Genomic DNA, 26,796 nt, shown 5'->3' on the forward strand with positions numbered 1-26,796 from the left:
CTGCGCACGAACGGCGAGTGATGGTCTAGCGGCTGCGGCCGCGCTGTTGCTTCGACCGCTCGTGCACCAACCGGAGACCGTCCAGCGTGAGATAGGGATGGTGGACGGTGAGCGTCTCGCACTCCTCGAACATCAGCGGCGCCAGGTAGCCGGTGGCCACCACCGTCACGTCATCGGAGTCGAATCCGTCGACCGTGTCGCGCACCCGGTCGACGAGGCCGTCCACCTGCCCGGCGAAACCGTAGAGGATGCCCGATTGCAATGCCTCCATGGTGTTCTTGCCCAGCACGCTGCGGGGTGGCATCAACTCGACCTTGCGCACCGTGACGGTGTGATCCGACAGCGCCTCGACCGCGAGGTTCACACCCGGCGCGATGGCACCACCGAGGAACTCCCCCTTCGCCGAGATCGCGTCGACGACCGTTGCCGTCCCGAAGGCCACCACGATGACCGGACCGCCCGGATAGTTGTGATGCGCCGCAACACAGTTCGCGACGCGGTCGGTGCCGACCTCTTTCGGGTTGTCGACGAGCAGCGGAACCCCGGTCCGCACACCGGGTTCCAGCAGGACATGGTGGTGGCCGTCGCCGTAGTAGCGGGGCACCATCACGCGCAGCTCGCGCAGCAACGACGGCACGGTGGACAGCGCAGCGACGCCGGTCACCTGCTCGACGTCGGAACCGAGCAGGCCGCGGAAGAGCAGTGCGAGCTCATCCGACGTCAGATTCGGCTCCGTGTGAATTCGCCAGTCGCGCACCATGGTCGCGTGTTCGCCGCTGCCGGCGAACACGCCGAGGTGGATGTTGGTGTTCCCGACGTCGACGGTGAGCAGCATGTCAGGCGGGCGCCTGCACGAGCTCGCGCGGATCCAGCAGCCCGGAGCCGTCCGGCACACGGGCCGGGTCGGAACCGGATTCGAGAACGCTGTTCCGGTCGTCCACGAAGACCACCGACGGGGAGTACTCGCGCAGTTCGGCCTCGTCGAGGATGCCGTAGGCGATGATGATCACCAGATCGTCCGGATGAACGAGATGAGCTGCCGCACCATTGATCCCGATGACCCCGGACCCACGCTCGCCGGCGATCACGTAGGTCTCGAGGCGGGCACCGTTGTCGATGTCGACGATGGTGACCTGCTCACCCTCGAGCAGGTCCGCGGCGTCGAGCAGATCCTGGTCGATCGTCACCGACCCGACGTAATGCAGGTCGGCCTGGGTGACCCGGGCGCGGTGGATCTTCGATTTCATCATGGTGCGGAACATCTGTCGGGTTCCCTTCGTGGGTCGATCTGTGGTCAGTTGGCGGTCTGTTCGGGGTCGCGGCCGGCGAATCCGGTTCCGATGGCCACGCCGACGTTGTCGATGAGTCGCGCCGCACCGATACGCGCGGCGATCAGCAGGCGGCCGTCGCCACGTTCCGGCGGTTCCTCGAGCTGTCGGCCGGTGAGGGCGAGATAGTCCACCTCGATGCCCTGGTGAGAGTCCAGCACCGACTGTGCCGCAGCGAGAATCGCGTCGCGACCACCGGCCGCGGCATGAGCGCCTGCGAGCAGTGCCGCCGACAACGTGGTGGCGAGCTCGCGTTGCCCGGGGTCGAGGTAGCGGTTGCGCGACGACAGCGCGAGGCCGTCGGACTCGCGAACCGTCGGTACCCCGACGATCTCGATGTCGAGGTCGAGATCGTCGACCATCTGCTTGATCAGGACCAGTTGCTGATAGTCCTTCTCACCGAAGAAGGCCGCGTGCGGTGCCGCGATGTTGAGCAATTTGAGGACCACGGTGAGCATCCCGGCGAAGTGCGTGGGCCGCGCCACCCCGTCGAGGACGCCACCGGCAGGACCGGGCTGCACCATGGTCCGCCGGCCATTCGGATACATGCCGGCTGCGGTGGGCGCGAACACGAGTTCCACGCCAAGCGGACGCAGCAGCGCGCAATCGTCGTCGAAGGTGCGCGGGTAGGCGTCCAGGTCCTCGTTCTCACCGAACTGCAAGGGATTCACGAAGATCGACACGATGACGACGGTGTTGCCGCGTGACTTGGCGGCGCGGACGAGTTCGAGGTGGCCCACGTGCAGCGCGCCCATGGTGGGCACCAGCACCACCCGTTTACCCGCCTGACGCAGCGCCCGGCTCACCCGCTGCAGCGTCGCGGGATCACGATGGACAGTCAGTTCTCCTGGGGTGTACGACTTTTCACCCAGACCAGATGTCATCTCGCCTCCAGAACATCGAGGAGATCGTCGGGGGCATCGGTGTAACCAGCGGTGCGGCGGGCCAGCACGCGGTAGGCCTCGGCGATGTCGGTGTCGCCTGCCCGGTCGGCCGGTAGGGCGCGCAGGGCGGCGAGGTGATCGGCGACGGCGGCGGCGTCACCACGGGCCACCGGACCGGTCAGGGCGCCCGGCCCGAGTTCGAGCACGTTCTGCAACGCTGCGCTCACCAGTGGGCCGAGGATGCGCTCGGCAAGACGGATGCCGTTGCCGTCGACGGTCGCCGCGTCACGCGCAGACCGGCCGTCGAGACCCTCGATGGCCGTGTTGAGGGCGCGGACGGCGTCCGAGATGAGGGTGACCAGGTGGTTGGCGCCGTGTGCCAGAGCGGCGTGGTACAGAATGCGATCCGATTCCGCGATGCGCACGGGCTCGCCACCCATCTCCAGCACGAGGGCCTGCGCGATGGCGTATCCGACCTCGTCGGCTGCGGTGACGGCGAAGGTCGCCTGCCGCAGACGGTTGGTGTCCTCGCCGGTCCCGACGAAGGTCATCGCGGGATGGATCGCCAACGGCAACGCGCCACGTTCGGTGAGCGGTGCCAGGATGCCGATGCCCTTGGCACCGGCGGTGTGCGCCACCAGGGTGTTCGGGCGCAGCGTTTCTGCCTTCACGACGTCGTCGATCACATCGGCGAGCGCGGCGTCGGGGACGGCGATGATCAGGAGTTCGGAGCGGGCGACCACTGCGGGGAGGTCGAGGATCTCGGATTCGGGCAGCCGGTCGGCGGCGCGACGGCGAGATCCCTCCGACCGCGCGACCACCGCGCCGACCACGTGACCGGCCTGCTCGAGTGCGGCGCCGAGCGCCGTCCCGACGCGCCCGGCCGCGATCACGCCGACGGTGAGCCGGGCAGGCGCGGGCAGATTGGAGAGACCGGACAGGTAGCGGGAATCATCATCACGGCCCATGCCGGGGCCGAGACCATCGCTCGGTGAGGTCACCGCTGTCCTCCGAATTGAAAGTTCCAGTCCCGGCTTCGGCTCGGGTACCAGACGTTGCACAGCAAGGTTAGGCCTTGCGAGCGCTCAGAGGCCAACGCCTGTGACAGGCCTCACGCGACGCCATGGTTGCGAGCCGCACACACGCGACGAGGAGCCGATGGGCGCGATCAGTCCTCGCGACGGCGACGGCCACCGCCCGGTGAGCCGGACTGGCGCAGCTGACTCAGCAGCTCCGACACGGGCAGGCCGGCCGAATGAGCGCTGTCGCCGTCGTCATCGTCACGCCGACGACGTCGTCCCTGCTGCAAGACCGGGCTGCTGCTCTCCCCCGACGACTCGTGACGGCCCGAGGTGGTGGACGCCGGCTCGCCTGCCGCCTCCTCCTCGACGACCTGCTCCTCGCCCGCCTGCTCCTCGCCCGCCTGCTCCTCGACGGCCTGGGGCTCGACGGCCACCGGGACCTCGGTCGCAGGGACCTCGGTCGCGGGGGCCTGGGCGGGTGCGGCCTCGGCGACGATGGTCTCCTCCGCATCGACCGCGACGTCGTCGGGGTCGACCGGAGCTCCCGACCGTGCCGCCACCTTCCACTCGTCGGTCGGCGTCTCGTCGACGTATCCGGCCGGTGTCGGCTGCGCGGGTGCAGGCGGTTCGGGCACGGATGTGGTGACGAACGACCCGGACGGCGGGCCCACATCCTCGGTCTCGGCCAGCACGGCGTCCTCGACCTGCTCGTCGATGGTGTCCTCGGGCACCTCGGTCGCGATCCGGCCCGACATCGGGTCGTCGTCGGTGATCACGGGGATGACCTCGGTCATCTCGTTCGGATCGACGTCGGCGGGCACGTGGCGGCCCGCGGCCGCCGCAGGCGCGGTGGCCGCGAAGTCGCGGGCGGCCAGCACGCTGTCGTCGGTGCCGAAGCTCTGGCCGTACGTCGAACTCGTACTCGGGCGCTCACCGCCGATGCCGGAGGCCAGCTCGCGCAGTTTCTCGTTCGGCAGGGCGGTGCGTTGCTCGGGCAGCGATTCGCCGAGCAGCATCTCCAGACTCGACCGCAACGCCAGCACCTGCTGCTTGAGCTCGGCGAGTTCCTCATTGGATTCCGCGCTGACCTCTTTGCGGATGGTGGTCTCGACGTCGAGTTCGTACTGACGGCGTGCGGCGATCTCGCGCTCGAGCTGGAGCTCGTAGACCAGACGCAGATCCCGGCTCTTCGACTCGGCGGTCTCGGCCTGCCGCCGGAACTTGGTGACCAGGATCGCCCCGATCACCGCCGCCCAGAGCGCCGCGATCACCGCGAGAGAGCCCGACACGGACAGCTGATCGGTGAAGACCATCAGAATGCTGGCGACCAGGGCGAGCACGATGAGCAGACCGAGCAGCCACTGTCCCACCGATCTACCGGATCGCCGCGACTCGGTGGAACGGCCGTTCGAGGTCGTCATGTTCGTGAACATACCGCCTGACAGCATCGATGTCGGCGAACCGGAGCGGAGAGTCCCCGATTCACGATCTCCCGCGGGCCCCTGTCAGGCCGGCCCCGGATGGCCACCGACCGGGTCGTCGGTCGGATCGTCCGGCGCCCGGCAGCAGTACTCGAGCCACAGCGCCGCGACCACCAGCACCACGCCGCCGACGACCCCGACGATGGAGCCGGGCAGGTCGTGATCGGCCGCCGCCAGATCGTGTCGGGTGGCGAGGAAGATCAGCAGACCCGTCCAGACACCGACCGCGATAGCGCCCAGGATGGCCGACGCCTTGGCCAGCGCCAGGACGCGGGCCGCCGTGATCGGGTGCAACTGTCCCCGCGCCCGCCCGACGTCGCGCGACGCGACCCGGGCACGGACGATGAAGGCGATCAGCACCTCGAGGGCGGCCAGGACGTAGAGCACGATCCCGGCGAGCAGCGGCATCGGCGGAAGGCTGCCGTAGTTGTAGCGCACCAGGACGAAAGCCGTCACCGCGACGATGACGGCGATCACCGTCAGATCGCGCAGCCGGGTCGGCCCGAGCCCCGGCTCTTCGTCCTGATCGCGGCGCGAGCGCCGTCGTGGCTCGGTCATCGGCGCCTCGCGACCGGCAACTGTGCCACCGGCACCACCCCGGCACACTCCGACGGATCGATCCGATCGACCAGCGCCGCCACGGGCTGCGTGCCATCGGGCGTCCACAGGGTCGCATCCGGTTCGATCACGAGCCACGGGATGAGCACAAAAGCCCGTTCGGCGGCCCGGGGATGCGGGAGCAGCAGCCGCGGATCGTCGCTGCGCACCACCTCGTCGCCCTCGCTCACCGTGATCACGTCGACGTCGAGCGTCCGTGGACCCCACCGGACCTCACGCGTGCGGTCGGCCGCCTGCTCGAGTTCTGCGCCGATCGTCAGCCACTCGTACGGACCGCGCCGCCCCTCGACGATCAGCGTGATGTTGTAGAAGTCCTCCTGCTCGACCCCACCCCACGGCGGCGTCGAGTACACCGGTGACACGGCGACGAGGTCGTCGGCGAACCGCTCGACCACCGAGTTCAGGTGGCCGAGCCGGTCACCGATGTTGGAACCGGCCGACAGCACGGCCCGCGTCGTCGTCATCGGGACATGCCCTTCCGGGAGCGTCGCGTCACCACCGCGACATCGCCGAACTGCAGCGGGATCGGCGCGGACGGCTTGTGGACGGTCACCTCGCACGCCGCGATCCGCTCGTCGTCCATGATCGATTCGGCCACCTCGCCACCGACCGCCTCGATGAGATTGCGCGGTTCGCCCGCGACGATGTCGTGGGCCTTCTGCGCGAGCGCACCGTAGTCGACCGTGTCGTCGAGATCGTCGGTGGCCGCGGCGACCGCGAGGTCGAGCCACAGCGTGATGTCGAGGATGAACTCCTGGCCGTCACGTCGCTCATGCTCGAAGACGCCGTGATTGCCGCGGACGACGAGTCCCCGCAGTTCGATCCGATCGGCCATCAGTGGCTCACCGCTCCTGTGTCGTCGGCTCCCTGGACTTCTACGTCCCGGAGAGCGGCCTCGTTGGCCTCGGTGTCGCGGTGCGGGAGGCCCGTTCCCCTGCTACCCCCGCGGCGCCAGGCACTCGCCACGGCGACCGCATCGCGGCTCTTCTCGACATCGTGCACCCGCACGGCCCAGGCCCCGTCCATCGCGGCCAGCGCCGAGATCGACGCGGTCGCGATCTCCCGGCCGGCCGGTGGACGCAGCTCGCCGTCGCGCGCGAGCAGCGTACCCAAGAACCGTTTGCGCGAGGCACCGACGAGTACCGGGAATCCGAGACCGACAAATGTGGGGAGCGCGTGCAGCAACGCCCAGTTGTGTTCGGCGGTCTTGGCAAAGCCGAGGCCGGGGTCGAGCACGATGCGGTTGGGATCGACCCCCGCCGACACCGCGCTGTCGACCTGCGCCAGCAGTTCACCCGACACCTCGGCCACCACGTCACGGTATCCGCCGACTTCCCCGATGCCGTGTGTGAACGCACCGTCGCGGTTGTCGCGGTCGATCGGTCGCCAGTGCATCAGAATCCATGGCAGGCCGGCATCCGCGACCACACGGGCCATGTCGGTGTCGGCGCGCCCGCCGGAGACATCGTTGATCACCGCGGCACCGGCCTCGATGGCCGCTGCCGCGACCGGTGCGCGCATCGTGTCGACCGAGATCGGCACCCCCGCGCCTGCCAGTCCCGCGATCACCGGCGCAACACGCTTCGCCTCGTCGGCGGGATCCACCCGGCTGGCTCCGGGCCGCGTCGACTCACCACCGATGTCGATCAGATCGGCACCCTGTGCGATCAGTTCGTGCCCGTGCGCGATGGCCGCGTCGTGGTCGAGGTAACGACCACCGTCGGAGAACGAATCCGCCGTCACATTGATGACGCCCATCACGAGCGTGCGGTCGGCCGGCGCGAGCACGCAGTCCCGTTGTTCTGACGGCATCGGTCGGCGAACCGCCCTCAGGTCCGCGAGATCAGGTCGAGGGCCTCACCGCGGGAGACCGCACTCGTCTTGAACAGACCACGCACGGCGGAGGTGGTGGTGGTGGCGCCCGGCTTGCGGATGCCGCGCATGGCCATGCACAGATGCTCGGCCTCGATGATGACGATCACCCCACGCGGATCCAGGCGCCGCACGATCGCGTCGGCGACCTGACTGGTCAGCCGCTCCTGCACCTGCGGGCGTTTGGCGTACAGATCCACCAGTCGCGCGAGTTTCGACAGCCCGGTGACCTGGCCGGAGACACCCGGGATGTAACCGACATGGGCCACACCGTGAAACGAGACGAGGTGATGCTCGCATGTCGAGTACAGCGGGATGTCCTTGACCAGGACGAGCTCGTCGTGGTCCTCGTCGAACATGGTGCCCAGCACCTCGCTGGGATCGGTGTAGAGACCCGCGAACATCTCCCGATACGCGTTGGCCACGCGCTTCGGCGTGCGCTGCAGCCCCTCTCGGGTCGGGTCCTCGCCGACCGCGATCAGCAACTCGCGGATCGCGGCCTCGGCGCGCTCCTGATCGAAGTGTCTACCCTGCGGCGTCGTGAGCTCGCTTCCGGCGGCTGCATTCGCACCGCTCGGCCCGCTCGCTTCGCTCCCGGCGCCGTCCACACCGTCGCGGGCGTTCACGCGGGCGTCCTGATGTTCACTGACCGTCATCGTTCATCTGATCCGTTCTACGAACGTGTGTGCGGGCAGCCGACCGGTTGGCCGGCGCCCTGATCAACCGCCGGGGTTCTCGGAATGTCCCTGGTGGCCAGAGCCATTCGTTCCATTGCCATTCGACCCACCGCCGTTGGTGCCTGATCCGTTGGGACCGCCCGGCGAGGGGGTGGAGTCCTGCGGGGGCCACCCCGGCGCCGACCAGTCGCGCGGAGCGCCGTAGTCGGGTCGCGTGCCATGGGTCGGCTGACCCGGATAACCCTGCGGCCCCGGGTGGCCACTGTGTTGACCTGGATAGCCTCCGCCGCCGTACTGCTGACCGGGCGCCGACTGCGGCGGGTAGGCAGGCGGATATGCCTGTCCCGGAGTCGGATTCGGATAACCCGAACCCGGCTGCCCTGCTCCGCTTCCGGCGCCGCCCGAATGCGGCCCGCTCGCTCCGCTTCCGGCGCCGACCGGCTCCGGCACCGGGTCCGGGGTGACCGGCTCGGGCGGCCACGGCTCGCCACGCTCGATCGCGAGTTCGCCCGGCGTCTTGACCGGCGGCTTGTCACTCGGCGTGCGTTCACCGAACTCGTTGAAGGTGGTTATCCGCGGGCGCTTCTCGACGCCGGAGAAGATCTTCTCGAGATCCTTGCGGGTCAACGTCTCCCGCTCGAGGAGTTCGGTCGCCAGCACGTCGAGGGTGTCGCGGTACTCCGCGAGGATCGCCCACGCCTCGGTGTGCGCGGCCTCGATCAGCCTGCGCACCTCCTCGTCGATCTCGCTGGCGATCTCGGCCGAATACGAGGCCTGGTTGCCCATCGAACGCCCCAGGAAGGGGTCACCCTGTTCTTGCCCGTAGTGGACCGCGCCCAGCTTGGCACTCATGCCGTACTCGGTGACCATCGCACGCGCGATCTTGGTGGCCTGGTCGATGTCCGACGACGCGCCGGTGGTCGGCTCGTGGAACACCAGTTCCTCGGCCGCCCGGCCGCCCATGGCCATCACCAGACGCGCGATCATCTCCGACCGCGTCATCAGGTCCTTGTCCTGTTCCGGCACCGCGAGCGCGTGACCGCCGGTCCGCCCGCGGGCGAGGATGGTGACCTTGTAGATCGGGTCGAGGTCGGGCATCGCCCACGCGGCGAGGGTGTGGCCACCCTCGTGGTAGGCGACGGTCTTCTTCTCGTGTTCGCTGATGATCCGGCTCTTGCGGCGGGGCCCACCGATCACCCGGTCCACGGCTTCTTCGAGCATCTCGGCGGTGATCGTGTTCTTGTTCTCACGGGCCGCGAGCAGGGCGGCCTCGTTGACCACGTTGGCCAGATCGGCACCGGACATGCCCGGCGTGCGCTTGGCCAGACCGTCGAGATCGGCATCGGAATCGATCGGCTTGCCCTGGGCGTGCACCTTGAGGATGGCGCGACGACCCGCGATGTCGGGGTTGCCGATCGGGATCTGACGGTCGAAACGGCCGGGACGCAGCAGCGCGGGATCGAGGATGTCGGGACGGTTGGTCGCGGCGATCAGGATCACGCCGGAGCGGTCACCGAAGCCGTCCATCTCCACGAGCAACTGGTTGAGGGTCTGCTCACGCTCGTCGTGACCGCCGCCAAGTCCCGCACCGCGCTGGCGGCCGACCGCATCGATCTCGTCGACGAAGATGATGCAGGGGCTGTTGTTCTTGGCCTGCTCGAACAGGTCGCGCACGCGGGATGCACCGACACCGACGAACATCTCGACGAAGTCGGACCCGGAGATGGTGAAGAACGGCACGCCGGCCTCACCGGCGACGGCCCGTGCGAGCAGCGTCTTACCGGTACCGGGCGGACCGTAGAGCAGCACGCCCTTGGGGATCTTGGCGCCCAGCGCCTGATACCGCGCCGGATTCTGCAGGAAGTCCTTGATCTCGTAGAGCTCTTCGACGGCTTCGTCGGCACCGGCGACGTCGGAGAAGGTGGTCTTCGGCATGTCCTTGGTGAGCTGCTTGGCCTTGGACTTGCCGAAGCCCATCACGCCGCCCTTGCCGCCGCCTTGCATGCGGTTCATCACGAAGAAGAACAGGCCGAACAGCAGGATCATCGGAAGGATGAAGATGAGGATCTGCCACAGTGCCGACTGCTGACTGACGTTGGTCTGGTACGGCGCACCCGTGGTGGTGACCGAGTCGAAGACCTGCTCACCGGCCGACGCCGGGTACTTGGCACTGATCTTGGTGACGTCGTCGCCGTCGACCTTGATCGGATTCTTCAGTTCGATCCGCAGGGTCTGCTCGCGGTCGTCGATGTCGATCCGGTCGGTGTTCTTGACGTTGAGCTGGGTCAACGCGACCGAGGTGTCCACAGACTTGTACTCGCGACCCGAGTCACGCATCACGCTCCAGCCCCACAGGGCGAGCACGATGAGCGCCACGATGGCGAGGTTGCGGAAGACTGACTTTCGGTTCATGCCTGTTGGTGGTGGTGCGGCTCGGCTGGTGTCCTGCCCGCGCCTTCCCACTGTCCTTCCCGGTCGACGTCGTGGACAGCCTCAGGTGTCTTCTGTCCGGCTGTCCGTATTAGAGGCTACCGGTCAACGAACAGCCAGGGAAAACCGTTCCGTGCCGTGCCGGCGGCACCTCGCCCCTGGTAGGACGTCAATTCTGGTACACCGACGGGCGCAGCCTGCCGATGTAGGAGAGATCGCGGTAGCGCTCGGCGTAATCCAGCCCGTATCCCACGACGAATTCGTTGGCGATGTCGAACCCGACGTCGGCCACGTCGACCGGGGAACGCACCGCTTCCGGTTTGCGCAGCAGGGTGCACACCTCGAGCGACTTCGGGTTCCGGGTGGCCAGGTTCTTCATCAGCCACGAGAGGGTGAGACCGGAGTCGATGATGTCCTCGACGATCAGGACGTCGCGGCCGGCGATGTCGCGGTCGAGATCCTTGAGAATCCGCACCACACCGGACGACGAGGTGGCCGAGCCATAACTCGACACCGCCATGAACTCCATCTGCGACGGGATCGGCAACGCCCGCGCGAAGTCGGTCATGAACATGATCGCGCCCTTGAGCACGCCGATCAGGACCAGGTCCTCGTCGATGTCGGCGTACCGCTCAGCCACCGACTCGGCGAGCTCCTTGGTGCGTTGCCGGATCTGTTCCTCGGTGATGAGGACTGCTTCGATGTCGTCGCCGTACGGGTCTGTGCCGCTGAGACTTGGGGACTGCACGCCTCTAGCTTGTCATGCCGGGAACGGGCTGCGTCGGCGACCGCGCGGACCCACCTCTCCCCGGACCTCCGTGACCACCGCGTAACGATGTAGGGCGTTTGTACGACATCCCGCACGAGAACGGTGTGTCGCTGATCACACTCAGATCACGAATGGCAACATATCTTCACACGCGACACATTTCTCTCCTGAGATGGCCGCGAATTTGTGAAGGTGAACTGTCCGCAGAGAAAGCGATTAAAGGGGGCCTGATCCTTTGTTCTGCGAACGAAAATTCACCAGTGCCGACAATTTCCCCAGGCTCGTGTCGACGGAGCCGATCACGCGAAAGACTTTCCTATGTTCACAGCCCGGCGCACCGACGCTCCCCGGCGACACACCCGCCCTCACCTCACTCTCCTGGCAACGATTTCCCTTGCAACCGCATTGATTACGGCCTTCGCCGGGTCGGTACAGGCGGCACCGGCGAACGCTGCGCCCACCACCTACGACGTCTCCGTCGGAGCGGGTTCGTTCAGTCTCACCGTGCACAACGGTTCGATCAGCACCAATTCCGGCGCACTCGTCATTCGTAATTCCGCCGGCGCGGAAAAGTTCCGGATGCCGCTCGCTTATCGCAAGGAATATCAGCAATTCCCCATCGATGCCAGGAACGTCGGAAATACCGCGACGCTGATACCTTCTCGAAATGTTGCGAGGTCGACGCCGGTTAATCCGATCGAGGTGGAGGGCCTGCGCACGCTCGCTGCCGCCCAGAAAGCAGACGCACCACAGACCAAGCAAGAGCGGGACGATCAGGCCCTGGCGCGCTTCAATCAGATGGCTTCGGCCGGATTGACGATCTCGTCGCTTGTCGGCTTGGTTCTTGGCGCTGTTGTTGGGGGCGTTATCGGATGCTTAACCGGATTGATCGCCGCGATTGTCGGTTGCCTTCCAGCAATACCGCTCGGTGCAAGTCTCGGATCAATTGCAGGCCTCTCGATTGGAGGCGGAGGATCCGTCATCGGAGCAGCGATCCAGTACTTCAACACCATCAACTCGCCATTCGTCCCACCCCGGCGTTAGAGAACCACCCACCCCGACGGTCCGCCTCAGCGTTCGACGAGGCGGGCCGTCAATCTCTGACCGATTCGGTAGCCTATCCGGGTCACCGTGGCACCCGGCGGACCGTCAACCGCGGTCCGGACCTCGCCACCACGTGCCGGGCCGTCGGATCGCCACCGATCGCGACCTGGGCGCGGGACCGCGCGTCGGTCACGAGGTCGTCGACCGCGGAGATCACCCGATGGGTCGGTTCGGTCGCCCCGATGTCGAGCAGCCATCGGCGGAGGACGCGAGTGCGTACCGCGGCAGGCACACCATGCAGCCCGCCGAGGTCGAGGTCGCCCGCAGGCACCTCGTCGCCGTGGGTGAGGCGTCCGTAGAGGTCGTTCGCGAGGTCATCGAGTGCATCGTTGTCGGCGCGCACCGACGACGCGGTCCGTCCCAACGCCTCCACCACCCCGCCGTGGAGGACGTCGTCGAGCAGCGGCAGCACCTCGGCCCGCAGCCGGACCCGGGTGAATCGCGGATCGCGGTTGTGGGGATCGTGATGTGGCCGAAGTCCGAGTTCGATACATGCGGCGAGCGTCTGAGCCCGACGGATTCCCAGCAGGGGCCGTCCCCACGGCGCATTCCACGGACGCATGCCCGCGATGGACCGCGCCCCCGAACCACGGGCCAGGCCGAGCAGCACGGTCTCGGCCTGATCGTCGGCGGTGTGGGCGAGCAGTACCGGGCATCCGTCGCGTGCATCGTCGAGGGCGCCGTACCGCGCCTCGCGCGCCGCGGCCTCCAGACCTCCGGTCCGGCCGACCTCCACGTCGAGCACCTGAGACCGGGCACCGAGCCGTCGGGCCGCAGCAGCGGCCTCCGCGGCGACGTCGTCGGAGCCGTCCTGCAGCGCGTGGTCGACCACCAGCGCGCGCACCGACAATCCGGCACGGATCGCACATGCGGTGAGCGCCAACGAGTCCGGGCCTCCGGACAGTCCGACGCACACCGTTGCGCCGGACTCGAGGTGGGTCGCCGCGAACTGGGCGACCGCGCGGGTCACAGCACCCGTTGCATCCATACCCGCGGCTCGTCGATCTCGTTCGGCCGGGGCATCGTCTCCGGCGACGTCCAGATGGTGTTGAACGTCTCCATCCCCACCGCCCCGACGACCTCGTCGACAAAGGCCTTGCCGCGCACGTACTGCGCGATCTTGGCGTCCATGCCGATCAGCGCACGGATGATGCGCTGCACCGGATTACGCGGGGCGCCACGGCGTTTGTCGAAGGCCGCCCGGATGCTCGCCACCGTCGGCACGTGCACCGGCCCGACCGCATCCATGACGTGGTCGGCGTGGCCCTCGAGCAGGGTGCCCAGCATCATCATCCGGTTGAACGCCTCGAACTGCTCCGGGGTCTGCAGTAGTTGCATGGCACCGAGTACGCCCTTCTCCCTGGGCTTTTCGTCGGAGCCGCGCAGCGTCGAGGTGATCCGGGCGACGATCTCGCTCGTCGATTCACCGGAATCGGAGGTCAGGATCTCCAGATTGTCGACCATGTACTGGCGCAACCACGGATTCGCCGAGAACTGGACGCGATGGGTGACCTCGTGCAGACACACCCAGAGCCGAAAGTCGCTGGGCACCACACGAAGTGAACGCTCGACCGAGATGATGTTGGGCGCGACGACCATCAGTACGCCAGGATCACCGGTTTCGGGATCCGGGGTGAACGGGTCGTACTGGCCGAGGATCGCTCCGGAGAGGAAGGCCAGCAGTCCGCCGGCCTGCAGCCCGCCCGCCTTCGCGGAGAATCCGGCGAGGGCGGCCTCGATCGCGTTGGGCGAACCTCCGTCATCATCGTGATCGGTGGCATCCGGCCCGCTCCCGGCGCCGAGCCCAACCGGCCCGCTCGCTCCGCTCCCGGCGCCGTGTCCATCCGGCCCGCTCGCTCCGCTCCCGGCGCCGAGCCCAACCGGCCCGCTCGCTCCGCTCCCGGCGCCGAGCATCGACTGCATCGACTGCGCGGCCGCATCCACCCATTCCTTGCGGTCGAGGATGCGGGTGGTGGGCACGCGAAGACCGTCGGCGAGGCCGGTCACCTCACGCACCGGCGCCTCGGCCCGGGTGGCCGCCTCGGCGAGTTCGGCGTACGCGGCGTCGAGGGTGTACGCCGTGGTCTTCGGGCCCGGGCGCGCCAGGCGCTTTCCGGTCGCGGCCGCCAACCCCCAGTCGATCCGCGCGCCGATCGACTCGGCGTCGGCAGGCCCGCGATCCGCACCGGGCGCATCACTGCTGGTCAGATCACTGCTGGTCAGCTCGCTGCTGGTCATCGGCACCCACATTCCCTCAGCTCGCCGGCCACGTTGTCGAGCGCGGGCCGAGCGTCGGCAGGAGAGGTTCCGCCCGACATCAGCGCGAACGACAGCACCCGGCCGTCGATGGTCTGGACTATCCCCGTCAACGAACTCACCCCGGTGAGGGTTCCCGTCTTGGCCCGCACCCAGCCGGCCCCCGGATTGGAGGTCGGGTCGAAGCGATCAGCCAGGGTGCCGGTGCCTGCGGCCACCGGCAGTCCGTCGAGCATTGGCCGCATCAGCGGCTGCGACGGCCCGCTCGCCCCGGCCATCAGCTTGTCCAGCAGCGTGGCAGGCACCTTGTTGGCGTAGGAGAGCCCCGAGGCGTCGTGCAGGGTGACCATCGACATGTCGAAACCACGTTCGGTCAGTGTGCTCTTGACAGCGGCCACTCCCCCGGCGAGGGACGCCGGACCACCCTTGGCCACCGAGAGCTCCACCGACAATGCCTCGGCGAGCACGTTGTCGCTGTAGCGCAGCATGTCGTTGACGCGTGTCACCAACGGTGCCGACGTCACCGAGGCGACGGTCTGCGCGCCGGTGGGTGCGGTCTGTTCGGTGACCGGAGCGTTCACGCCGAGTGCCTTGGCGAGCGCCTCGCCGGACGTGATGGCGGGGTTCGCCACCCGCGGCGAGTACTCGTCGAGCGGCTCGATCCGGCCGCCGTCGGCGATCAGGGATTCGATCGGTGTGATGTCGCCGCCTGCGATGTCGCCCTTGTCCCAGGTGCTGTCCATCGTCGGACCGCTGAACGCACTCGTGTCCACGGCCACCGACGTCACCGGGACACCGGCCTTGCGGATCTGCGCGGCGAGGTCGGCGATACGCGGCGCGTTGGTATAGAAGGTGTCGGCACCACGCGGCTGGGCCGAGAGGGTCGGGTCGCCCGCGCCCTTGAGGATCACCTGACCGTCGGCGCCGACGACGACCGTCGTGGTCAGCCGCTTCTCGTGTGGCAACGCGAGCAGCGCCGCGCTCGCCGTCAGGATCTTGGCGTTCGACGCCGGGACCCGTGGCTGGGTCGGTCCGTCCGACCACAGCGTCGCGCCGGTGAGGGCATCACTGATCTGTCCGGTGAACTGACCGAGCGCGGGGTCGCGGACCGCCTGGGCGATCTCGTTGCGCACCCCTGCGGCGGTCGGCTCGGGAGCATTCGCCGAGACCGACTTGATCTGCGGGTTCACCGCGATCGCGGCCGGTTGCGGCGGAATCCCGGGCGGGAGTTCGTCGGAGTCGTCGAGCCGCAACGCCACCGCGACCGAGCCGACGGCGATCAGCGCCAGGACCACCACCGAGACGACCGTCCACAACATCATGCGTCTGGTCGACCTGCGCCGTGCGCCCACAGAACCTCCGGATCAGTGCCTCGGGGTCCGGCCCGGCCCCGACCCCTCTCGACTTCCCACAGTATCGTTGAGGCGATCTGCGCAGGCGACCCAGCGGTGACGTCGGGCCGCGTGCGATCACCACCAGCGAACACTTGCCAGGAGGAACCGTGGAATTCGATGTGACCATCGAGATCCCCAAGGGCGGACGTAACAAGTACGAGGTCGATCACGAGACCGGAAAGGTCTATCTCGACCGTTACCTGTACACCTCGATGGGCTACCCGGCCGACTACGGGTACATCGACAACACACTGGGCGAGGACGGCGATCCGCTGGACGCGATGGTGTTGCTCCCCGAGTCGGTGTTCCCCGGCATCATCGTGAAGGCGCGCATCGTCGGCATGTACACGATGACCGACGAGGCCGGCGGCGACGACAAGCTGCTGTGCGTCCCGGCAGGCGACGTCCGCTGGGATCACATCCAGGACATCGGCGACGTCAGCGAGTTCGAGCTGGGGCCGATCTCCCACTTCTTCGAGCACTACAAGGATCTCGAGCCGGGCAAAGAGGTCCAGCCGGGCGGTTGGGTCGGCAAGGACCAGGCCGAGAAGGTCGCCCAGGAGGCCATCGATCGTCTGAAGGCACATCCGGAAGAGGTCAACGAGCCGTCGCGCGGCTGACTGCTTTCGCGCCGGCGGCAACAGCGAAAACGCCGACAGCAACCTCAGGAGGTTGCTGTCGGCGTTTTTCGTGTTGCTGTCGGCGGGGTTGTGCGCTGACTCAGGCCGCGTCGACGGCCTCCGGAGCCCCGATCGGTTTGCCCTGTCGCAGCGGCAGCTCCTTCCAGGTGATGGTGCCGACGATCGCGAGCAGCGACATGATCGACACCGCGAGGAAGACCCGGTCCATCGAATCGGCGAATCCCTCCTTGATCGGCGCAGCGAGCTCGGTCGGCAGCTTCTCGATCACCGACGTGTCACTCATCACGCCGTCCGACGACGACGATGCCGCACCCGGGTTCTGCGAAGCCGCGACCAGCGACTTCCCGAATCCACTGACCTGCGGATCGCTGCTCTGCGCAGCCTGCACCACGGCCGTGCGGTACTCCGGCTGCGAGGCCGCCGACGTCATCTCGTCCTTGATGTTCGGGCCCATGAAGGAGAACAGCAGGGAGAAGAACACTGCGACGCCGAGCGTGCCACCCATCTGCCGGAAGAACGTCGCGGTTCCGGTGGACAGACCCATGTCCTTGGGCGGCAGGATGTTCTGCATCGCCAGGGTGATCGGCTGCATCAGGTTGCCGAGGCCGAAGCCGAGCAGCGCCGCCATCAGCATCACCAGATAGACCGGTGTCCCGGTGCCGACCAGATGCAGCAGGAATGTCGCCGACGTGATCAGCACGGCACCGATGATGGTGAAGACCTTGTAGCGCCCGGTCCGCGAGATCAGCTGGCCGGACACGATCGAACCGGTCATGAGCCCGAGCACCATCGGCAGCATCTGGAGGCCTGCGACCATCGGGCTCGAACCCCGCAGCACCTGGAAGTACTGCGGCAGCATCGAGATACCGCCGAACATCACCGCACCGACGATGACGGACACCACGATGCCCTGGCTGAACACGCGGTTCTTGAACACCCGCAACGGGATGAGTGCCTGGTCGCCCATCGTGTGCTCGACCCAGATGAAGGCCCCGATACCGATCACGCCGATCGCGTAGCAGAGCAACGCCAACCCGGAGGTCCAGCCCCACTCACGACCCTGCTCGGCGACGATCAGCAGTGGCGCCACGGCCACGGCTAGGGCCGTCGCACCCCAGTAGTCGGTGCGTCCGCCGACGCCCTTCTGCTGGTCGTAGTTGAGCACCTTGTAGACCACGAACAGCGCGACGAGCCCGATCGGGACGTTCACCAGGAACACCCAGCGCCAGCCGGCGACCCAGAGGATCGACGCCTGCCCGGCGAACAGTCCGCCGAGGACCGGGCCCAGCACGCTGGACGTGCCGAACACGGCCAGGAAGTAACCCTGGTACTTCGCACGTTCACGCGGCGGCACGATGTCGCCGATGGTGGTCAGCGCCAGCGTCATCAGACCGCCTGCGCCCAGGCCCTGGAACGCGCGGAACGCGGCGAGCTCGTACATCGACGTCGCGATACTGCACAGCAGCGATCCCACGATGAAGATCGAGATGGCCAGCAGGAAGAACGGCTTACGACCGTAGAGGTCGGAGAGCTTGCCGTAGAGCGGTGTCACGATGGTCGCCGTGACCAGGTACGCGGTGGTCACCCACGCCTGCATGTCGTAACCCTGCAGGTCGTCGGCGATGGTGCGGATCGCGGTCGACACGATGGTCTGATCGAGTGCCGCGAGGAACATCCCCATCATGAGGCCCGCGAGGATCGTCAGGATCTGACGATGTGTCAGTCCCGCCCCCGCGACCTCGTCGGGAGCCGCCGTGTCCACGGCGGCCGTTGATTCTGTCATGCCTTTCCTTTCACAAAGTCTGTGATCGCCCGGGGCGCCTCATCGGTCTTGGCGCACGACGGCACGATGACGGATTCGGCGGCATCGACGAAGCGACTGAGCAGACGCACCAGCGTCCAGAGCTCGTCGTCGGTCCAGTCCGACATCGCATCGTCCATCGCGGTCCGGCGCACCATCCGCATGGCCTCGACCCGTTCGCGCCCGGCATCGGTGATCACGAGCAGGGTCGCGCGGCCGTCCGCGGGATCCGCCTCACGCCGCACCAGCCCGAGTTCGACGAGCTGCGCCACGTGGCGGCTGACCGTCGAGGGATCGGCGTTGAGGCTCTCCGCCAGCTCACGTGAGCGCATGGACTCGCGAGCGAGGTGGAAGAGGCCTTTGAACGCGGCCGTCTCGAACTCCCCGTCCGCGGTCTTGAACGTCGTGTGGACCGCACGGTCGCGCAGGCGCATGTACCGGGAGAGCACATCGAACAGATCGTCGACGGCTTTTTGATCGAGCATGCCCGTCACCTCCCCGAGATCAGCGATTTTACTTTCTCTTTGCAATTAGTTGCTTATTGCAATTAGTTGCTGGCCGCAAGTATGCGCTCGCCCTTCGGCTCAATGCAAACTGGCCTACGATGAGAACCCGTGACTCCCCAGCCGCCGGCCGCCGCGGGCAACCGCCCACATTTCACTTCCATGCCTGACCTGGCACTTCGCGACCTCGGAGGCGCGGTGGTGTGGACCAACGACGACCTGTTCGCCGAGGCGCAGAACCTGATCAAAACCGCACCCGCCCAGTATCAGCCGGCGACCTTCGGCCACAAGGGACAGGTGTACGACGGGTGGGAAACCCGTCGCCGCCGGGTGGGTGGCGTCGACCAGGCCATCGTGCGACTCGGCGCACCCGGCGTGATCTACGGCGTGGTGGTCGATACGTCGTGGTTCAAAGGCAACTACCCACCATTCATCTCCGTGGAGGCAGCCGCCGTCGAGGGCGTCGTCTCCGTGGATCAGCTTCTCGACGACGTCGAGTGGGTGACGATCGTCGAGAAGACCGCCGCTGAGGGCGACACCCGCAATCCGTTCAAGGTCGATGCCAAGGATCGCTTCACCCACGTCCGGCTGACCATGCACCCCGACGGCGGAGTCGCGCGCTTCCGGGTCCACGGGCGCGGCGTACCCAATCCGCAGTTCTTCCGATACGGCCATTTCGACCTCGCGGCCCTGGAGAACGGCGGCCTGATCACCGCGTGTTCCAACATGTTCTACAGCTCCCCCAACAATCTGCTGATGCCCGGGCGGGCACGCAACATGGGCGAAGGCTGGGAGACCTCACGCCGTCGCGACGAGGGCAACGACTGGGTACAGGTCCGCCTCGCCGGGCGCGGGCAGGTCAGTCTCATCGAACTCGACACGAGCTATTTCCTCGGCAATGCACCCGGAGCCGCCATGATCCGCGGTCGCGACGGCGAGGACGGCGAATGGTTCGAGATGTTGCCGCGCACCGACTTACAGCCCGATACCCGGCACCGGTTCGTCATCGACCTCGATCGCCCGATGACCGAGGCCCGGATGGACATCTACCCCGACGGCGGGATGGCCCGCTTCAAGCTCTACGGGACGCTGACCCCAGACGCCGAGGCCGATCTCGTCGAGCAGTGGGAGCGCGGGGAGGCCTGAGGGCGCGGGAACGGTTGCCGTCGGCAGGATTCCGGTTGCCGTCGGCGGGACGCGGGCCAGGACACGGTGACCTTCGTGTGCTCGACGGCGTCACCGAGGATCTTGTGCAGGTTGTAGATCGGACGATGTGATTCGAACTGGGTCTCGTAGGGGACCTTCATCTGCGCGACGAGTTGCCCGTAGTGATTGTTCACCATGTCCTGATAACGCGGCAGCAGTTCGGTGGTCACGTACTTCCAGCGCAGATCGAACACCGACCAGTCCCAATCCGGGATCGGGGTCGCGATCGTGACGGTCCGGCCGTCGGCCATCCGGCCGTCATAGGTGTAGGAGATGAAGTCGCGCAACGCCGGAACTCCCGCGACCGACGGTGATCCGGCGAGCGTCATCGCATAGGTGAGCGCCGAGCCGACACCGGCCGACTTGCGGTAGTTGCGCACATTGTCGAACTGCCAGCCGACCACGTCGTACTGTTCGCGGCGCAGCAGCGTCCCGTTGCCCTCGGAGACCCGGGCCGGGTTGTTCGACGCGATGTCTCGCCAGGCGGCGGCGACGGTGTCATCGATGATGCCGGCGCGGTGGAACTCGTCGATACCGTCGAGGCCGTCCCTGACGAAGGCGACGTGCATCGGCATGAGGTCGGAGAAGATCGCCTTCTGCATCACCAGGATCTGCTTCGAGAACCAGGCCAGGTCGGCCGGGGTGATCTCGTCGGCGTGGTAGGCAAGGTTCTGCAGGCCTCTCGGGAACTGTCGGATGACTCCCGGTCCGGCGACCTGGGTGGCCTTCTCGATGATCTGGGCGGCCAGCGGTTGCAGACCGCGGATGCCGTAGATGTCGCCTGCGAGGACCACATCTGCAGTGCCACCGCCGAAGTCGGCACCGACCATGCCGGCCATCCCCGCCCACTGCAGGTTCCGGTGGGCGATCTGGAAGTTCTCGTAGTAGCGGTAGCTCTTGATCATGGTCGCCCGTGTCGCATGGAATCCCTTGGCCGGATCCCACGTGGCGAGGTCGATACCGGCGTCGGTCGTCGCCTGCACGAGGCGGTACTGGAACAGCAGTGCCGCATAGCGTTTCGGCGCGATGCCGCTCGCGCGGGCCTCGCGCACCAGCTGTTCGAGTTGGTGGAGATCGGTCGGCAACGCCCGATTGACGCCGCCGCCGTACTGGTCGGCGAACCGGTTCGTCAGCGGCAGGTCGAGGTAGCGCGTCACGGAATCGGCCTGCGCGGGCGCCGCCAGCGAGACACCGCCGATCAGCGCGGCCATCACGGCAACGACGGCCACGGCCAGTCGGCCTGCCCGTGACACAGAACTTCCCCGATGCATACGTTCCCCCTCGCCGGTCATCCCCTATGACCGAGACGGCAGAACCGTACTGACCAGTGCGAAGCAGTGTCAACACAGCCCGCGGTGAGACGAAACACATCGCCGGTCTCACTCCCGGGCCATCGATCTCGAGACGTCAGGCGACGCGTCCCCGAGCGGGATCCAGGACGGGAAGCACCTGCTCGCGTACCCGGGCCGTGGTGGCCGAACCGTCGAGCGGCACGATGATGACCGCGTCGGCGATCTCGGCCACATAGATGTCCCGGATCAGCGAGACCAGCCCGTGTGGCGTCCCGACGTACCGGATCGTCTCGGGTTCGTCCGCGACCGCCGGGTGGTCGTCGAGATCGGCAGACGCGCGCGCAGATGCCGGATGCGGGGCGATGGCCGCCTCCACCTCCAGCGCGACGACGAAGTTCGCCTGATCATTCACGCCGGCCCGCAGCAGCGACCGCGCCCGCTGCGCATCGCGTAGGGTCGGCCGCCGCACGACGATCGGGAACGCCCTCGCCGAGGCGTCCCCCGCCAGCGCGACCTGCAGTCCCGGGCGCCCGATGCTGATCGTCGACGACGGGCGTGCGTACTCGATCGTCCCGGTTCGCTCGATTGTCCCGGTTCCCTCGACTGTCATCGTGCCCTCGCTCTCGTGGTCAGTGTCGCCAGCGCGCCGACGAGGCGGTCGATGTCGCCGGAGCCGGTCCCGAGTCCGAAGCTTGCCCGCACCGCGCCGTCCGGGTACCCGAGACGGTTCAACAACGGGTGCGCGCAGAACTTCCCGTCGCGGACACCGATTCCCGCTCTCTCACTGAGGAACACGGCCACCTCACGCGGCGTGTGGCCGTCGACGTCGAAGCCCGCGATACCGACGCGGTCCGTCGAGTCCTCGAAGATCCGCAGTTCCGTGACACCGTCGATCGTGGCCAGCCCGTCGTCGAGGCGTGCGCGCAGTAGTTCTTCGTGCAATCCGATGTGCTCGAACCCGACGGCGTCGAGCGCCTCACAGGCGGCCGCGATGGCCACGGCCCCCAGCACATTCGGCGAACCCGCCTCGTGACGGGCCGGGCCGGCATGCCACGCGATCGCGGTGTCGGTACCGGTGTCGCCGAAGGAGACGCTCGCCGATGCGCCGCCGCCGGCCAGGTAGGGCTCGGCGGCATCGAGCCAGTCCTGACGTCCGATCAGCACGCCCGCCCCGAACGGCGCATAGAGCTTGTGTCCGGAGAAGACCAGGTAGTCGATGCCGTGTCCGACCATCGACACTCGACGGTGGGCGACGAGCTGGGCCGCATCGATGAGGATGCGCGCGCCGTTGCGGTGGGCGATCGATGCCAGTCGACCGATCGGCAGCACCTCACCGGTGACATTCGACGCCGCGGTGACGGCCAGCAACGCGGCAGGCGCCGCGGCGAGTTCGGCCTCCAGCGCCGCGAGGGTGTCGTCGATGGTCGCGCACGCACCGACCACCCGCACCCGCGACGACCCGTCTCGTGCGGGCGCGCACCATGGCAGCAGGTTGGCGTGATGTTCGATGTCGAGCACCACCACGTCACCGCGGGTCGCGTGGGCTGCGAGGTTGATGGCGTCGGTGGTGCCGCGCGTGAAGACCACGGCGTCGTCGGCGCGTGCCCGGACGAAGTCACGGATCACCTCACGCGCCTGCTCGTACCGGGCCGTGGTGACCTGGGACAGGTGACCGGCACCCCGGTGGACGCTGGCGTACTGCGACAACGAGTTCGTGACGGTCTGCGCCACCGCGGCCAACGCCGGCGCGCTCGCCGCGTAGTCGAGGTTGGCGTATCGCACTGTCTCGCCGGTCGAGCACGGCACGCACTCGTCGGCACCGACGACCTGCGCCAACGGCGGGATCGTCTCGGTGTCGACGACCGGGGTGTGGCGAGGCGACGGCACCGGTGTGGTGAGAGGCGCCGGAGTGGTGAAGGGCGCCGGAGTGGTGAAGGGCGCCGAGAGGACAGCAGTCATGACAAATAGCTCCTGAGGAATCCGCACTTGCCGTGATCACTTCGAACACGGCCGGGTCGTCACCCGGAGCACCCCACCGCGGAGGAGGGTTGCCGACCAGCGAGCCGGGGCTTGTCACTGGCACTCATGACCCACGTCAAGATTCACTGATGGCGCCTCGACGTGTCAATTTTCACTCACCGTGCGCAAAAGCCCGGCGGTAGCGTGAAGCCATGGCCAACCCCGACGCCGACGGCGCGGATCCCGATGTGTTCATCCTGTCGCGGCCGACCGGCTCGGTGGTGGCGAACGGTGTTCGTCGTGGTTTCGTCGACGCCCGCGCGGCCGCCGAGGCACTACGCACGGGGGCCGTCGACGCAGTCGTCGGCGCGATCCCGTTCGACGTCGACGATCCCGCCGCCCTGATCACCCCCGGCACCCTCGTCCACTCCGCACGGCCCGTGGCCGGATCGCCGGGTGCGCCGCATCAGGTGCTGTCGATGTCGCTCCACCCCGATCAGCCGACCCATCGTGACCGGGTCGAACGCGCGATCAAACAGATCGCCGACGGCGAGCTGGACAAGGTGGTGCTGGCACGATCGGTCGATGTGACCCTTGATCCGGCGGTCGACGTCGACGACCTGATCCGGGCTCTGGCGCAAGGCAATTCAGAGGGCAACGCGTTCGGCGTCGACGTCGGGGCAGCCCGAGGAAGCGGCGGGTGGCTCGTCGGCGCGAGTCCGGAGTTGTTGGTGCGCAAGCAAGGCCGGACGGTGACCTGCCATCCGTACGCCGGGTCGGCGCCGCGTTCGGCGGATCCCGCAACCGACCGTGCCGCCGCAGACGCGCTCGCCGCGTCCGCCAAGGACCGGACCGAGCATGCGTTCGTCGTCGACTACCTCCGCGATCGCCTGACCCCGCACTGCGTGGAGATCACCGTGCCGCCGTCGCCGGAGTTGCGCTCGACCGGCGAGATCTGGCATCTGGCGACGCCCATCCACGGCACCCTCCGCGACGAGGACATGACCGCCCTGGACCTCGCCCTGTTGCTGAGCCCCACACCGGCGGTCTGCGGAACACCCAGTGACCTTGCCGCCCGGTTCATCCGGGACGTCGAGGGCGAGCGCGGCCTCTACGGCGGCGCGATCGGTTGGTGTGACGGCGCAGGCGACGGCGAATGGATGGTGACGATCCGCTGTCTGGAGTTGACCGCGGATCGACGCAGCCTGCGCACCTGGGCGGGAGGCGGCATCGTCGCGCAGTCCGACCCGGGCGCCGAGGTCGACGAGACAACGGCCAAACTGCGAACGGTGTTCAACGCCCTCGGGATCGAGACCCGCCCCAACCCCTGATCGGGTAGGCACCACAACCCCACGGCCCGCCGATCGAGTAGGCACCACGACCACCAACCGCCGATCGAGTAGGCACCGAGCGCCAGCGAGGCGCCGTATCGAGATCCCCTCGACCGGCCGCTACCCCAGCGCCTGATCGAGATCCGCGAGCAGATCCTCGACACCCTCGAGGCCGACCGACAGGCGCACCACCGAGTCGGTGACCCCGATCGACGCCCGGCCTTCGGGCCCCATCGCACGATGCGTGGTGGTCGCGGGATGGGTGATGAGCGACTTCGAATCGCCGAGGTTGTTCGAGATGTCCACCACGCGAAGCGCATTGAGAACTTCGAAGGCCCGCTTCTTGCCCTCGACGCCGCCGCGGTCGGCGATCTCGAAGGTGACCACCGTGCCGCCACCCGACATCTGCTTGTGCGCGAGCACATGCTGCGGATGTGATTGCAGGAACGGGTATTTCACCCAGCGAACCCGCGGGTCGTCTTCCAGGAACTGCGCGATGCGCAGAGCCGAGGCCACCGAGGCGTCGAGCCGCAGGCGCATGGTCTCGAGCCCCTTGAGCAACGTCCAGGCATTGAACGGACTGAGCGCCGGACCGGTGTGGCGCATCAGCGTCTGAACAGGTCCGTCGATGAATTCCTTCTCGCCGAGCACGGCTCCGCCCATCACCCGGCCCTGACCGTCGATGTGCTTGGTACCCGAATACACGATCACGTCGGCACCCATGTCGAGGCCGCTCTGCAGCAGCGGCGTGGCGAAGACGTTGTCCAGCACCACCTTTGCACCGGCGGCGTGGGCGAGTTCCGAGACCCGCACGACGTCGACCAGTGTCTGCATCGGATTCGACGGCGTCTCGAAGAACACCGCCGTCGTCGGCTTCGACAATGCCGCTTCCCACTGGTCGAGGTCTTCGCCGTCGACGAAGACGGTCTCGACACCCCAGCGGGGCAGGATCTCGTTGCACACGACGAAGCACGAACCGAACAGGCTGCGGGCGGCGACCAGCCGATCGCCCGCCTTCAGCAGTGCACCGAGCGCGACGAAGACCGCCGCCATGCCGCTCGCGGTGGCGAAACACGCCTCGGCACCCTCGAGTTGACGCAGTCGTTCCTGGAACATCTCGACGGTCGGATTCCCGTACCGGGAGTAGACGAACCGGTCGTCCTCACCGGTGAAAGCGCGCTCGGCGGCCTCGGCCGACTCGTAGACATAGCCGCTGGTCAGGTAGAGCGCCTCGGAGGTCTCGAAGAACCCTGACCGGTCGAGCCCGGCGCGAACGGCGAGCGTGTCCGGCGAAACCCCTTCGGGCAGTTCCCTGCTCACGACTGCCGCCACGGGAGGTCGAGCGCACGCCAGCCCCGGCCGCCGCGATGGTCGTTCTCGTCGAGCCCGCCCTCGAAGCCGTCGAGGATGTTGTAGGCCGCACCGATCCCGTCCGCGGTGGCTGCCTCGGCGGCGCCGATGGAACGATGTCCCGACCGGCAGATGAAGATGACCTCGTTGTCGTCGGTGACGCCTGCGTCGCGCAGCTCCTCGACGAAGGCCTCGTTCGGCGTACCGTCGGGGAACGTGGTCCACTCCACGAAGAGGGCCTTCTTGCCGATCACCTCGAGGTCCGGAACTCCGACAAAGGCCCACTCTGCCCTGGTCCGGCAGTCGACCAGCACGGTCTTCGGATCGTTCTCCAGTTTCTCCCACGCCTGCAACGGCGTCAGATCACCCGAATAACTCACGACGTACACACCTTCCAGTCCCCGTCCTCACGCACCACGACCGTGTCGGTCACCTGTTTCTGGTCGGGCTTGTCATCGAAGTGCCAATGTACCTGCGCCCTCGCCCGGTCTCCCGACACCGTGATACCGGTGATCTCGGGGATGACGATATGTCCGTTCTCATCGAACGACTTGCGGTTCTGGTCCACGAAGGTCGACTCGTTCGGGAACGCCGCCGACGCCACGTCCGCTGCGCAGGTCGACGCGCGATACTTCTGGTAGTCGACGTCGTTACGGGCGGTGTAGGCGTCGTTGATGGCGTGCTGGACCTGCGCGTCGGTGCTCATCCGCTCATCGGCCGGCCTGATCAGATACGAGATCCCGATCCCCGCCGCCGCGACCACCACGACCCCGAGGGCGACCAGGACGGGCCACGCGTCCTTCCACGACCGCTCGCGGTCCTGCGCGCCCTCTGTCATGGCGGGCAGTCTATCGACCACCGTCGATGCCGCGTCCACG

27 protein-coding genes and 1 riboswitch are annotated in these 26,796 nt (G+C 67.5%); of the genes, 4 read left to right on the forward strand and 23 right to left on the reverse strand.

Annotation, left to right across the window (positions count from 1 at the left end):
• Nucleotides 1-25: 25 nt before the first annotated feature.
• The 12 genes from IDF66_RS06400 to hpt all read right to left on the reverse strand — a co-directional run bounded on the left by IDF66_RS06400 (nt 26) and on the right by hpt (nt 11,060).
• The gene (locus tag IDF66_RS06400; protein WP_190266085.1) at nt 26-835 is read right to left on the reverse strand and encodes a type III pantothenate kinase; all 810 of its coding nucleotides are present in this window, start codon (nt 833-835) and stop codon (nt 26-28) included.
• 1 nt (nt 836) lies between these two features.
• Complete coding sequence (panD, locus tag IDF66_RS06405) at nt 837-1,262, reverse strand: aspartate 1-decarboxylase (RefSeq protein WP_190266086.1); 426 nt, start codon at nt 1,260-1,262, stop codon at nt 837-839.
• Nucleotides 1,263-1,294: 32 nt separating this feature from the next.
• Nucleotides 1,295-2,212, reverse strand: coding sequence for a pantoate--beta-alanine ligase (gene panC, locus IDF66_RS06410; RefSeq protein WP_190266087.1), 918 nt, complete (start codon nt 2,210-2,212; stop codon nt 1,295-1,297).
• Complete coding sequence (locus IDF66_RS06415; protein WP_190266344.1) at nt 2,209-3,180, reverse strand: Rossmann-like and DUF2520 domain-containing protein; 972 nt, start codon at nt 3,178-3,180, stop codon at nt 2,209-2,211. Before IDF66_RS06415 ends, panC begins: the two co-directional genes overlap by 4 nt.
• Nucleotides 3,181-3,380: 200 nt before the next feature.
• Complete coding sequence (locus tag IDF66_RS06420) at nt 3,381-4,655, reverse strand: DUF6779 domain-containing protein (RefSeq protein ID WP_190266088.1); 1,275 nt, start codon at nt 4,653-4,655, stop codon at nt 3,381-3,383.
• Between the two features lie 84 nt (nt 4,656-4,739).
• The gene (locus tag IDF66_RS06425) at nt 4,740-5,273 is read right to left on the reverse strand and encodes a DUF3180 domain-containing protein (protein WP_190266089.1); all 534 of its coding nucleotides are present in this window, start codon (nt 5,271-5,273) and stop codon (nt 4,740-4,742) included.
• Nucleotides 5,270-5,797, reverse strand: a complete 528-nt coding sequence (gene folK / locus IDF66_RS06430; RefSeq protein WP_190266090.1) for a 2-amino-4-hydroxy-6-hydroxymethyldihydropteridine diphosphokinase — start codon at nt 5,795-5,797, stop codon at nt 5,270-5,272. Before folK ends, IDF66_RS06425 begins: the two co-directional genes overlap by 4 nt.
• The gene (folB, locus tag IDF66_RS06435; RefSeq protein WP_164310781.1) at nt 5,794-6,168 is read right to left on the reverse strand and encodes a dihydroneopterin aldolase; all 375 of its coding nucleotides are present in this window, start codon (nt 6,166-6,168) and stop codon (nt 5,794-5,796) included. Before folB ends, folK begins: the two co-directional genes overlap by 4 nt.
• Nucleotides 6,168-7,145, reverse strand: coding sequence for a dihydropteroate synthase (gene folP / locus IDF66_RS06440; RefSeq protein WP_455428725.1), 978 nt, complete (start codon nt 7,143-7,145; stop codon nt 6,168-6,170). The genes folB and folP overlap by 1 nt, the downstream gene beginning before the upstream one ends.
• A gap of 17 nt (nt 7,146-7,162) precedes the next feature.
• Complete coding sequence (gene folE, locus IDF66_RS06445; RefSeq protein WP_223309122.1) at nt 7,163-7,861, reverse strand: GTP cyclohydrolase I FolE; 699 nt, start codon at nt 7,859-7,861, stop codon at nt 7,163-7,165.
• 63 nt (nt 7,862-7,924) lie between these two features.
• The gene (ftsH, locus tag IDF66_RS06450; RefSeq protein WP_190266091.1) at nt 7,925-10,294 is read right to left on the reverse strand and encodes an ATP-dependent zinc metalloprotease FtsH; all 2,370 of its coding nucleotides are present in this window, start codon (nt 10,292-10,294) and stop codon (nt 7,925-7,927) included.
• A gap of 187 nt (nt 10,295-10,481) precedes the next feature.
• Nucleotides 10,482-11,060 carry a hypoxanthine phosphoribosyltransferase gene (hpt, locus tag IDF66_RS06455; protein WP_190266092.1) on the reverse strand — a complete coding sequence of 193 codons (579 nt, stop codon included), beginning with the start codon at nt 11,058-11,060 and terminating at the stop codon, nt 10,482-10,484.
• Between the two features lie 339 nt (nt 11,061-11,399).
• Here hpt and IDF66_RS06460 point away from each other — a divergent pair, with 339 nt between their 5' ends.
• The gene (locus IDF66_RS06460; protein ID WP_190266093.1) at nt 11,400-12,125 is read left to right on the forward strand and encodes a glycine zipper family protein; all 726 of its coding nucleotides are present in this window, start codon (nt 11,400-11,402) and stop codon (nt 12,123-12,125) included.
• 82 nt (nt 12,126-12,207) lie between these two features.
• On the opposite strand, the gene tilS is transcribed toward IDF66_RS06460, so the two are convergent.
• Genes tilS through dacB form a run of 3 tightly spaced genes read right to left on the reverse strand, consistent with a single transcriptional unit; the run spans nt 12,208 to nt 15,763 of the window.
• On the reverse strand, nt 12,208-13,173 hold the full coding sequence (gene tilS, locus IDF66_RS06465; RefSeq protein WP_190266094.1) for a tRNA lysidine(34) synthetase TilS: 966 nt from the start codon (nt 13,171-13,173) through the stop codon (nt 12,208-12,210).
• Nucleotides 13,152-14,423: a zinc-dependent metalloprotease gene (locus tag IDF66_RS06470; protein WP_190266095.1), complete on the reverse strand. Its 1,272-nt coding sequence runs from the start codon at nt 14,421-14,423 to the stop codon at nt 13,152-13,154. The genes tilS and IDF66_RS06470 overlap by 22 nt, the downstream gene beginning before the upstream one ends.
• Nucleotides 14,420-15,763: a D-alanyl-D-alanine carboxypeptidase/D-alanyl-D-alanine endopeptidase gene (gene dacB, locus IDF66_RS06475; protein WP_190266096.1), complete on the reverse strand. Its 1,344-nt coding sequence runs from the start codon at nt 15,761-15,763 to the stop codon at nt 14,420-14,422. Before dacB ends, IDF66_RS06470 begins: the two co-directional genes overlap by 4 nt.
• A 179-nt stretch (nt 15,764-15,942) precedes the next feature.
• On the opposite strand from dacB, the gene IDF66_RS06480 reads away from it, so the two are divergent.
• On the forward strand, nt 15,943-16,455 hold the full coding sequence (locus IDF66_RS06480; protein WP_164310774.1) for an inorganic diphosphatase: 513 nt from the start codon (nt 15,943-15,945) through the stop codon (nt 16,453-16,455).
• Between the two features lie 100 nt (nt 16,456-16,555).
• Here the strand turns inward: IDF66_RS06480 and IDF66_RS06485 are convergent, their stop codons facing one another.
• The gene (locus tag IDF66_RS06485) at nt 16,556-18,259 is read right to left on the reverse strand and encodes an MDR family MFS transporter (RefSeq protein ID WP_164310773.1); all 1,704 of its coding nucleotides are present in this window, start codon (nt 18,257-18,259) and stop codon (nt 16,556-16,558) included.
• A complete protein-coding gene (locus IDF66_RS06490; protein ID WP_164310772.1) occupies nt 18,256-18,762 on the reverse strand; it encodes a MarR family winged helix-turn-helix transcriptional regulator in 507 nt (168 codons plus the stop codon). Before IDF66_RS06490 ends, IDF66_RS06485 begins: the two co-directional genes overlap by 4 nt.
• A 180-nt stretch (nt 18,763-18,942) precedes the next feature.
• Here IDF66_RS06490 and alc point away from each other — a divergent pair, with 180 nt between their 5' ends.
• Entirely contained in the window at nt 18,943-19,926 is a 984-nt protein-coding gene (alc, locus tag IDF66_RS06495; RefSeq protein WP_203588525.1) for an allantoicase, read from the forward strand.
• Here the strand turns inward: alc and IDF66_RS06500 are convergent.
• The 3 genes from IDF66_RS06500 to IDF66_RS06510 all read right to left on the reverse strand — a co-directional run bounded on the left by IDF66_RS06500 (nt 19,860) and on the right by IDF66_RS06510 (nt 23,237).
• Nucleotides 19,860-21,257, reverse strand: a complete 1,398-nt coding sequence (locus IDF66_RS06500) for a hypothetical protein (RefSeq protein ID WP_388000429.1) — start codon at nt 21,255-21,257, stop codon at nt 19,860-19,862. The genes alc and IDF66_RS06500 overlap by 67 nt on opposite strands.
• A 136-nt stretch (nt 21,258-21,393) precedes the next feature.
• On the reverse strand, nt 21,394-21,888 hold the full coding sequence (locus tag IDF66_RS06505; protein WP_223309123.1) for a hypothetical protein: 495 nt from the start codon (nt 21,886-21,888) through the stop codon (nt 21,394-21,396).
• Nucleotides 21,885-23,237: an aminotransferase class V-fold PLP-dependent enzyme gene (locus IDF66_RS06510; protein ID WP_190266097.1), complete on the reverse strand. Its 1,353-nt coding sequence runs from the start codon at nt 23,235-23,237 to the stop codon at nt 21,885-21,887. Before IDF66_RS06510 ends, IDF66_RS06505 begins: the two co-directional genes overlap by 4 nt.
• Nucleotides 23,238-23,255: 18 nt before the next feature.
• A riboswitch (SAM riboswitch) is annotated at nt 23,256-23,369 on the reverse strand.
• A gap of 80 nt (nt 23,370-23,449) precedes the next feature.
• Between IDF66_RS06510 and IDF66_RS06515 the strand changes: the two genes are divergently transcribed.
• A complete protein-coding gene (locus IDF66_RS06515) occupies nt 23,450-24,568 on the forward strand; it encodes an isochorismate synthase (RefSeq protein WP_190266098.1) in 1,119 nt (372 codons plus the stop codon).
• 120 nt (nt 24,569-24,688) lie between these two features.
• Here the strand turns inward: IDF66_RS06515 and IDF66_RS06520 are convergent, their stop codons facing one another.
• Genes IDF66_RS06520 through IDF66_RS06530 form a run of 3 tightly spaced genes read right to left on the reverse strand, consistent with a single transcriptional unit; the run spans nt 24,689 to nt 26,756 of the window.
• Nucleotides 24,689-25,888 (reverse strand): O-succinylhomoserine sulfhydrylase, encoded by a 1,200-nt coding sequence (locus IDF66_RS06520; protein WP_190266099.1) that lies wholly within the window; start codon nt 25,886-25,888, stop codon nt 24,689-24,691.
• Nucleotides 25,885-26,298 (reverse strand): rhodanese-like domain-containing protein, encoded by a 414-nt coding sequence (locus IDF66_RS06525; protein ID WP_190266100.1) that lies wholly within the window; start codon nt 26,296-26,298, stop codon nt 25,885-25,887. Before IDF66_RS06525 ends, IDF66_RS06520 begins: the two co-directional genes overlap by 4 nt.
• The gene (locus tag IDF66_RS06530; RefSeq protein WP_190266101.1) at nt 26,295-26,756 is read right to left on the reverse strand and encodes an Rv0361 family membrane protein; all 462 of its coding nucleotides are present in this window, start codon (nt 26,754-26,756) and stop codon (nt 26,295-26,297) included. The genes IDF66_RS06525 and IDF66_RS06530 overlap by 4 nt, the downstream gene beginning before the upstream one ends.
• Nucleotides 26,757-26,796 lie beyond the last annotated feature (40 nt).

Origin of the sequence: Gordonia hankookensis, from assembly GCF_014673215.1 — a bacterium.
Lineage (GTDB): Bacteria > Actinomycetota > Actinomycetes > Mycobacteriales > Mycobacteriaceae > Gordonia > Gordonia hankookensis.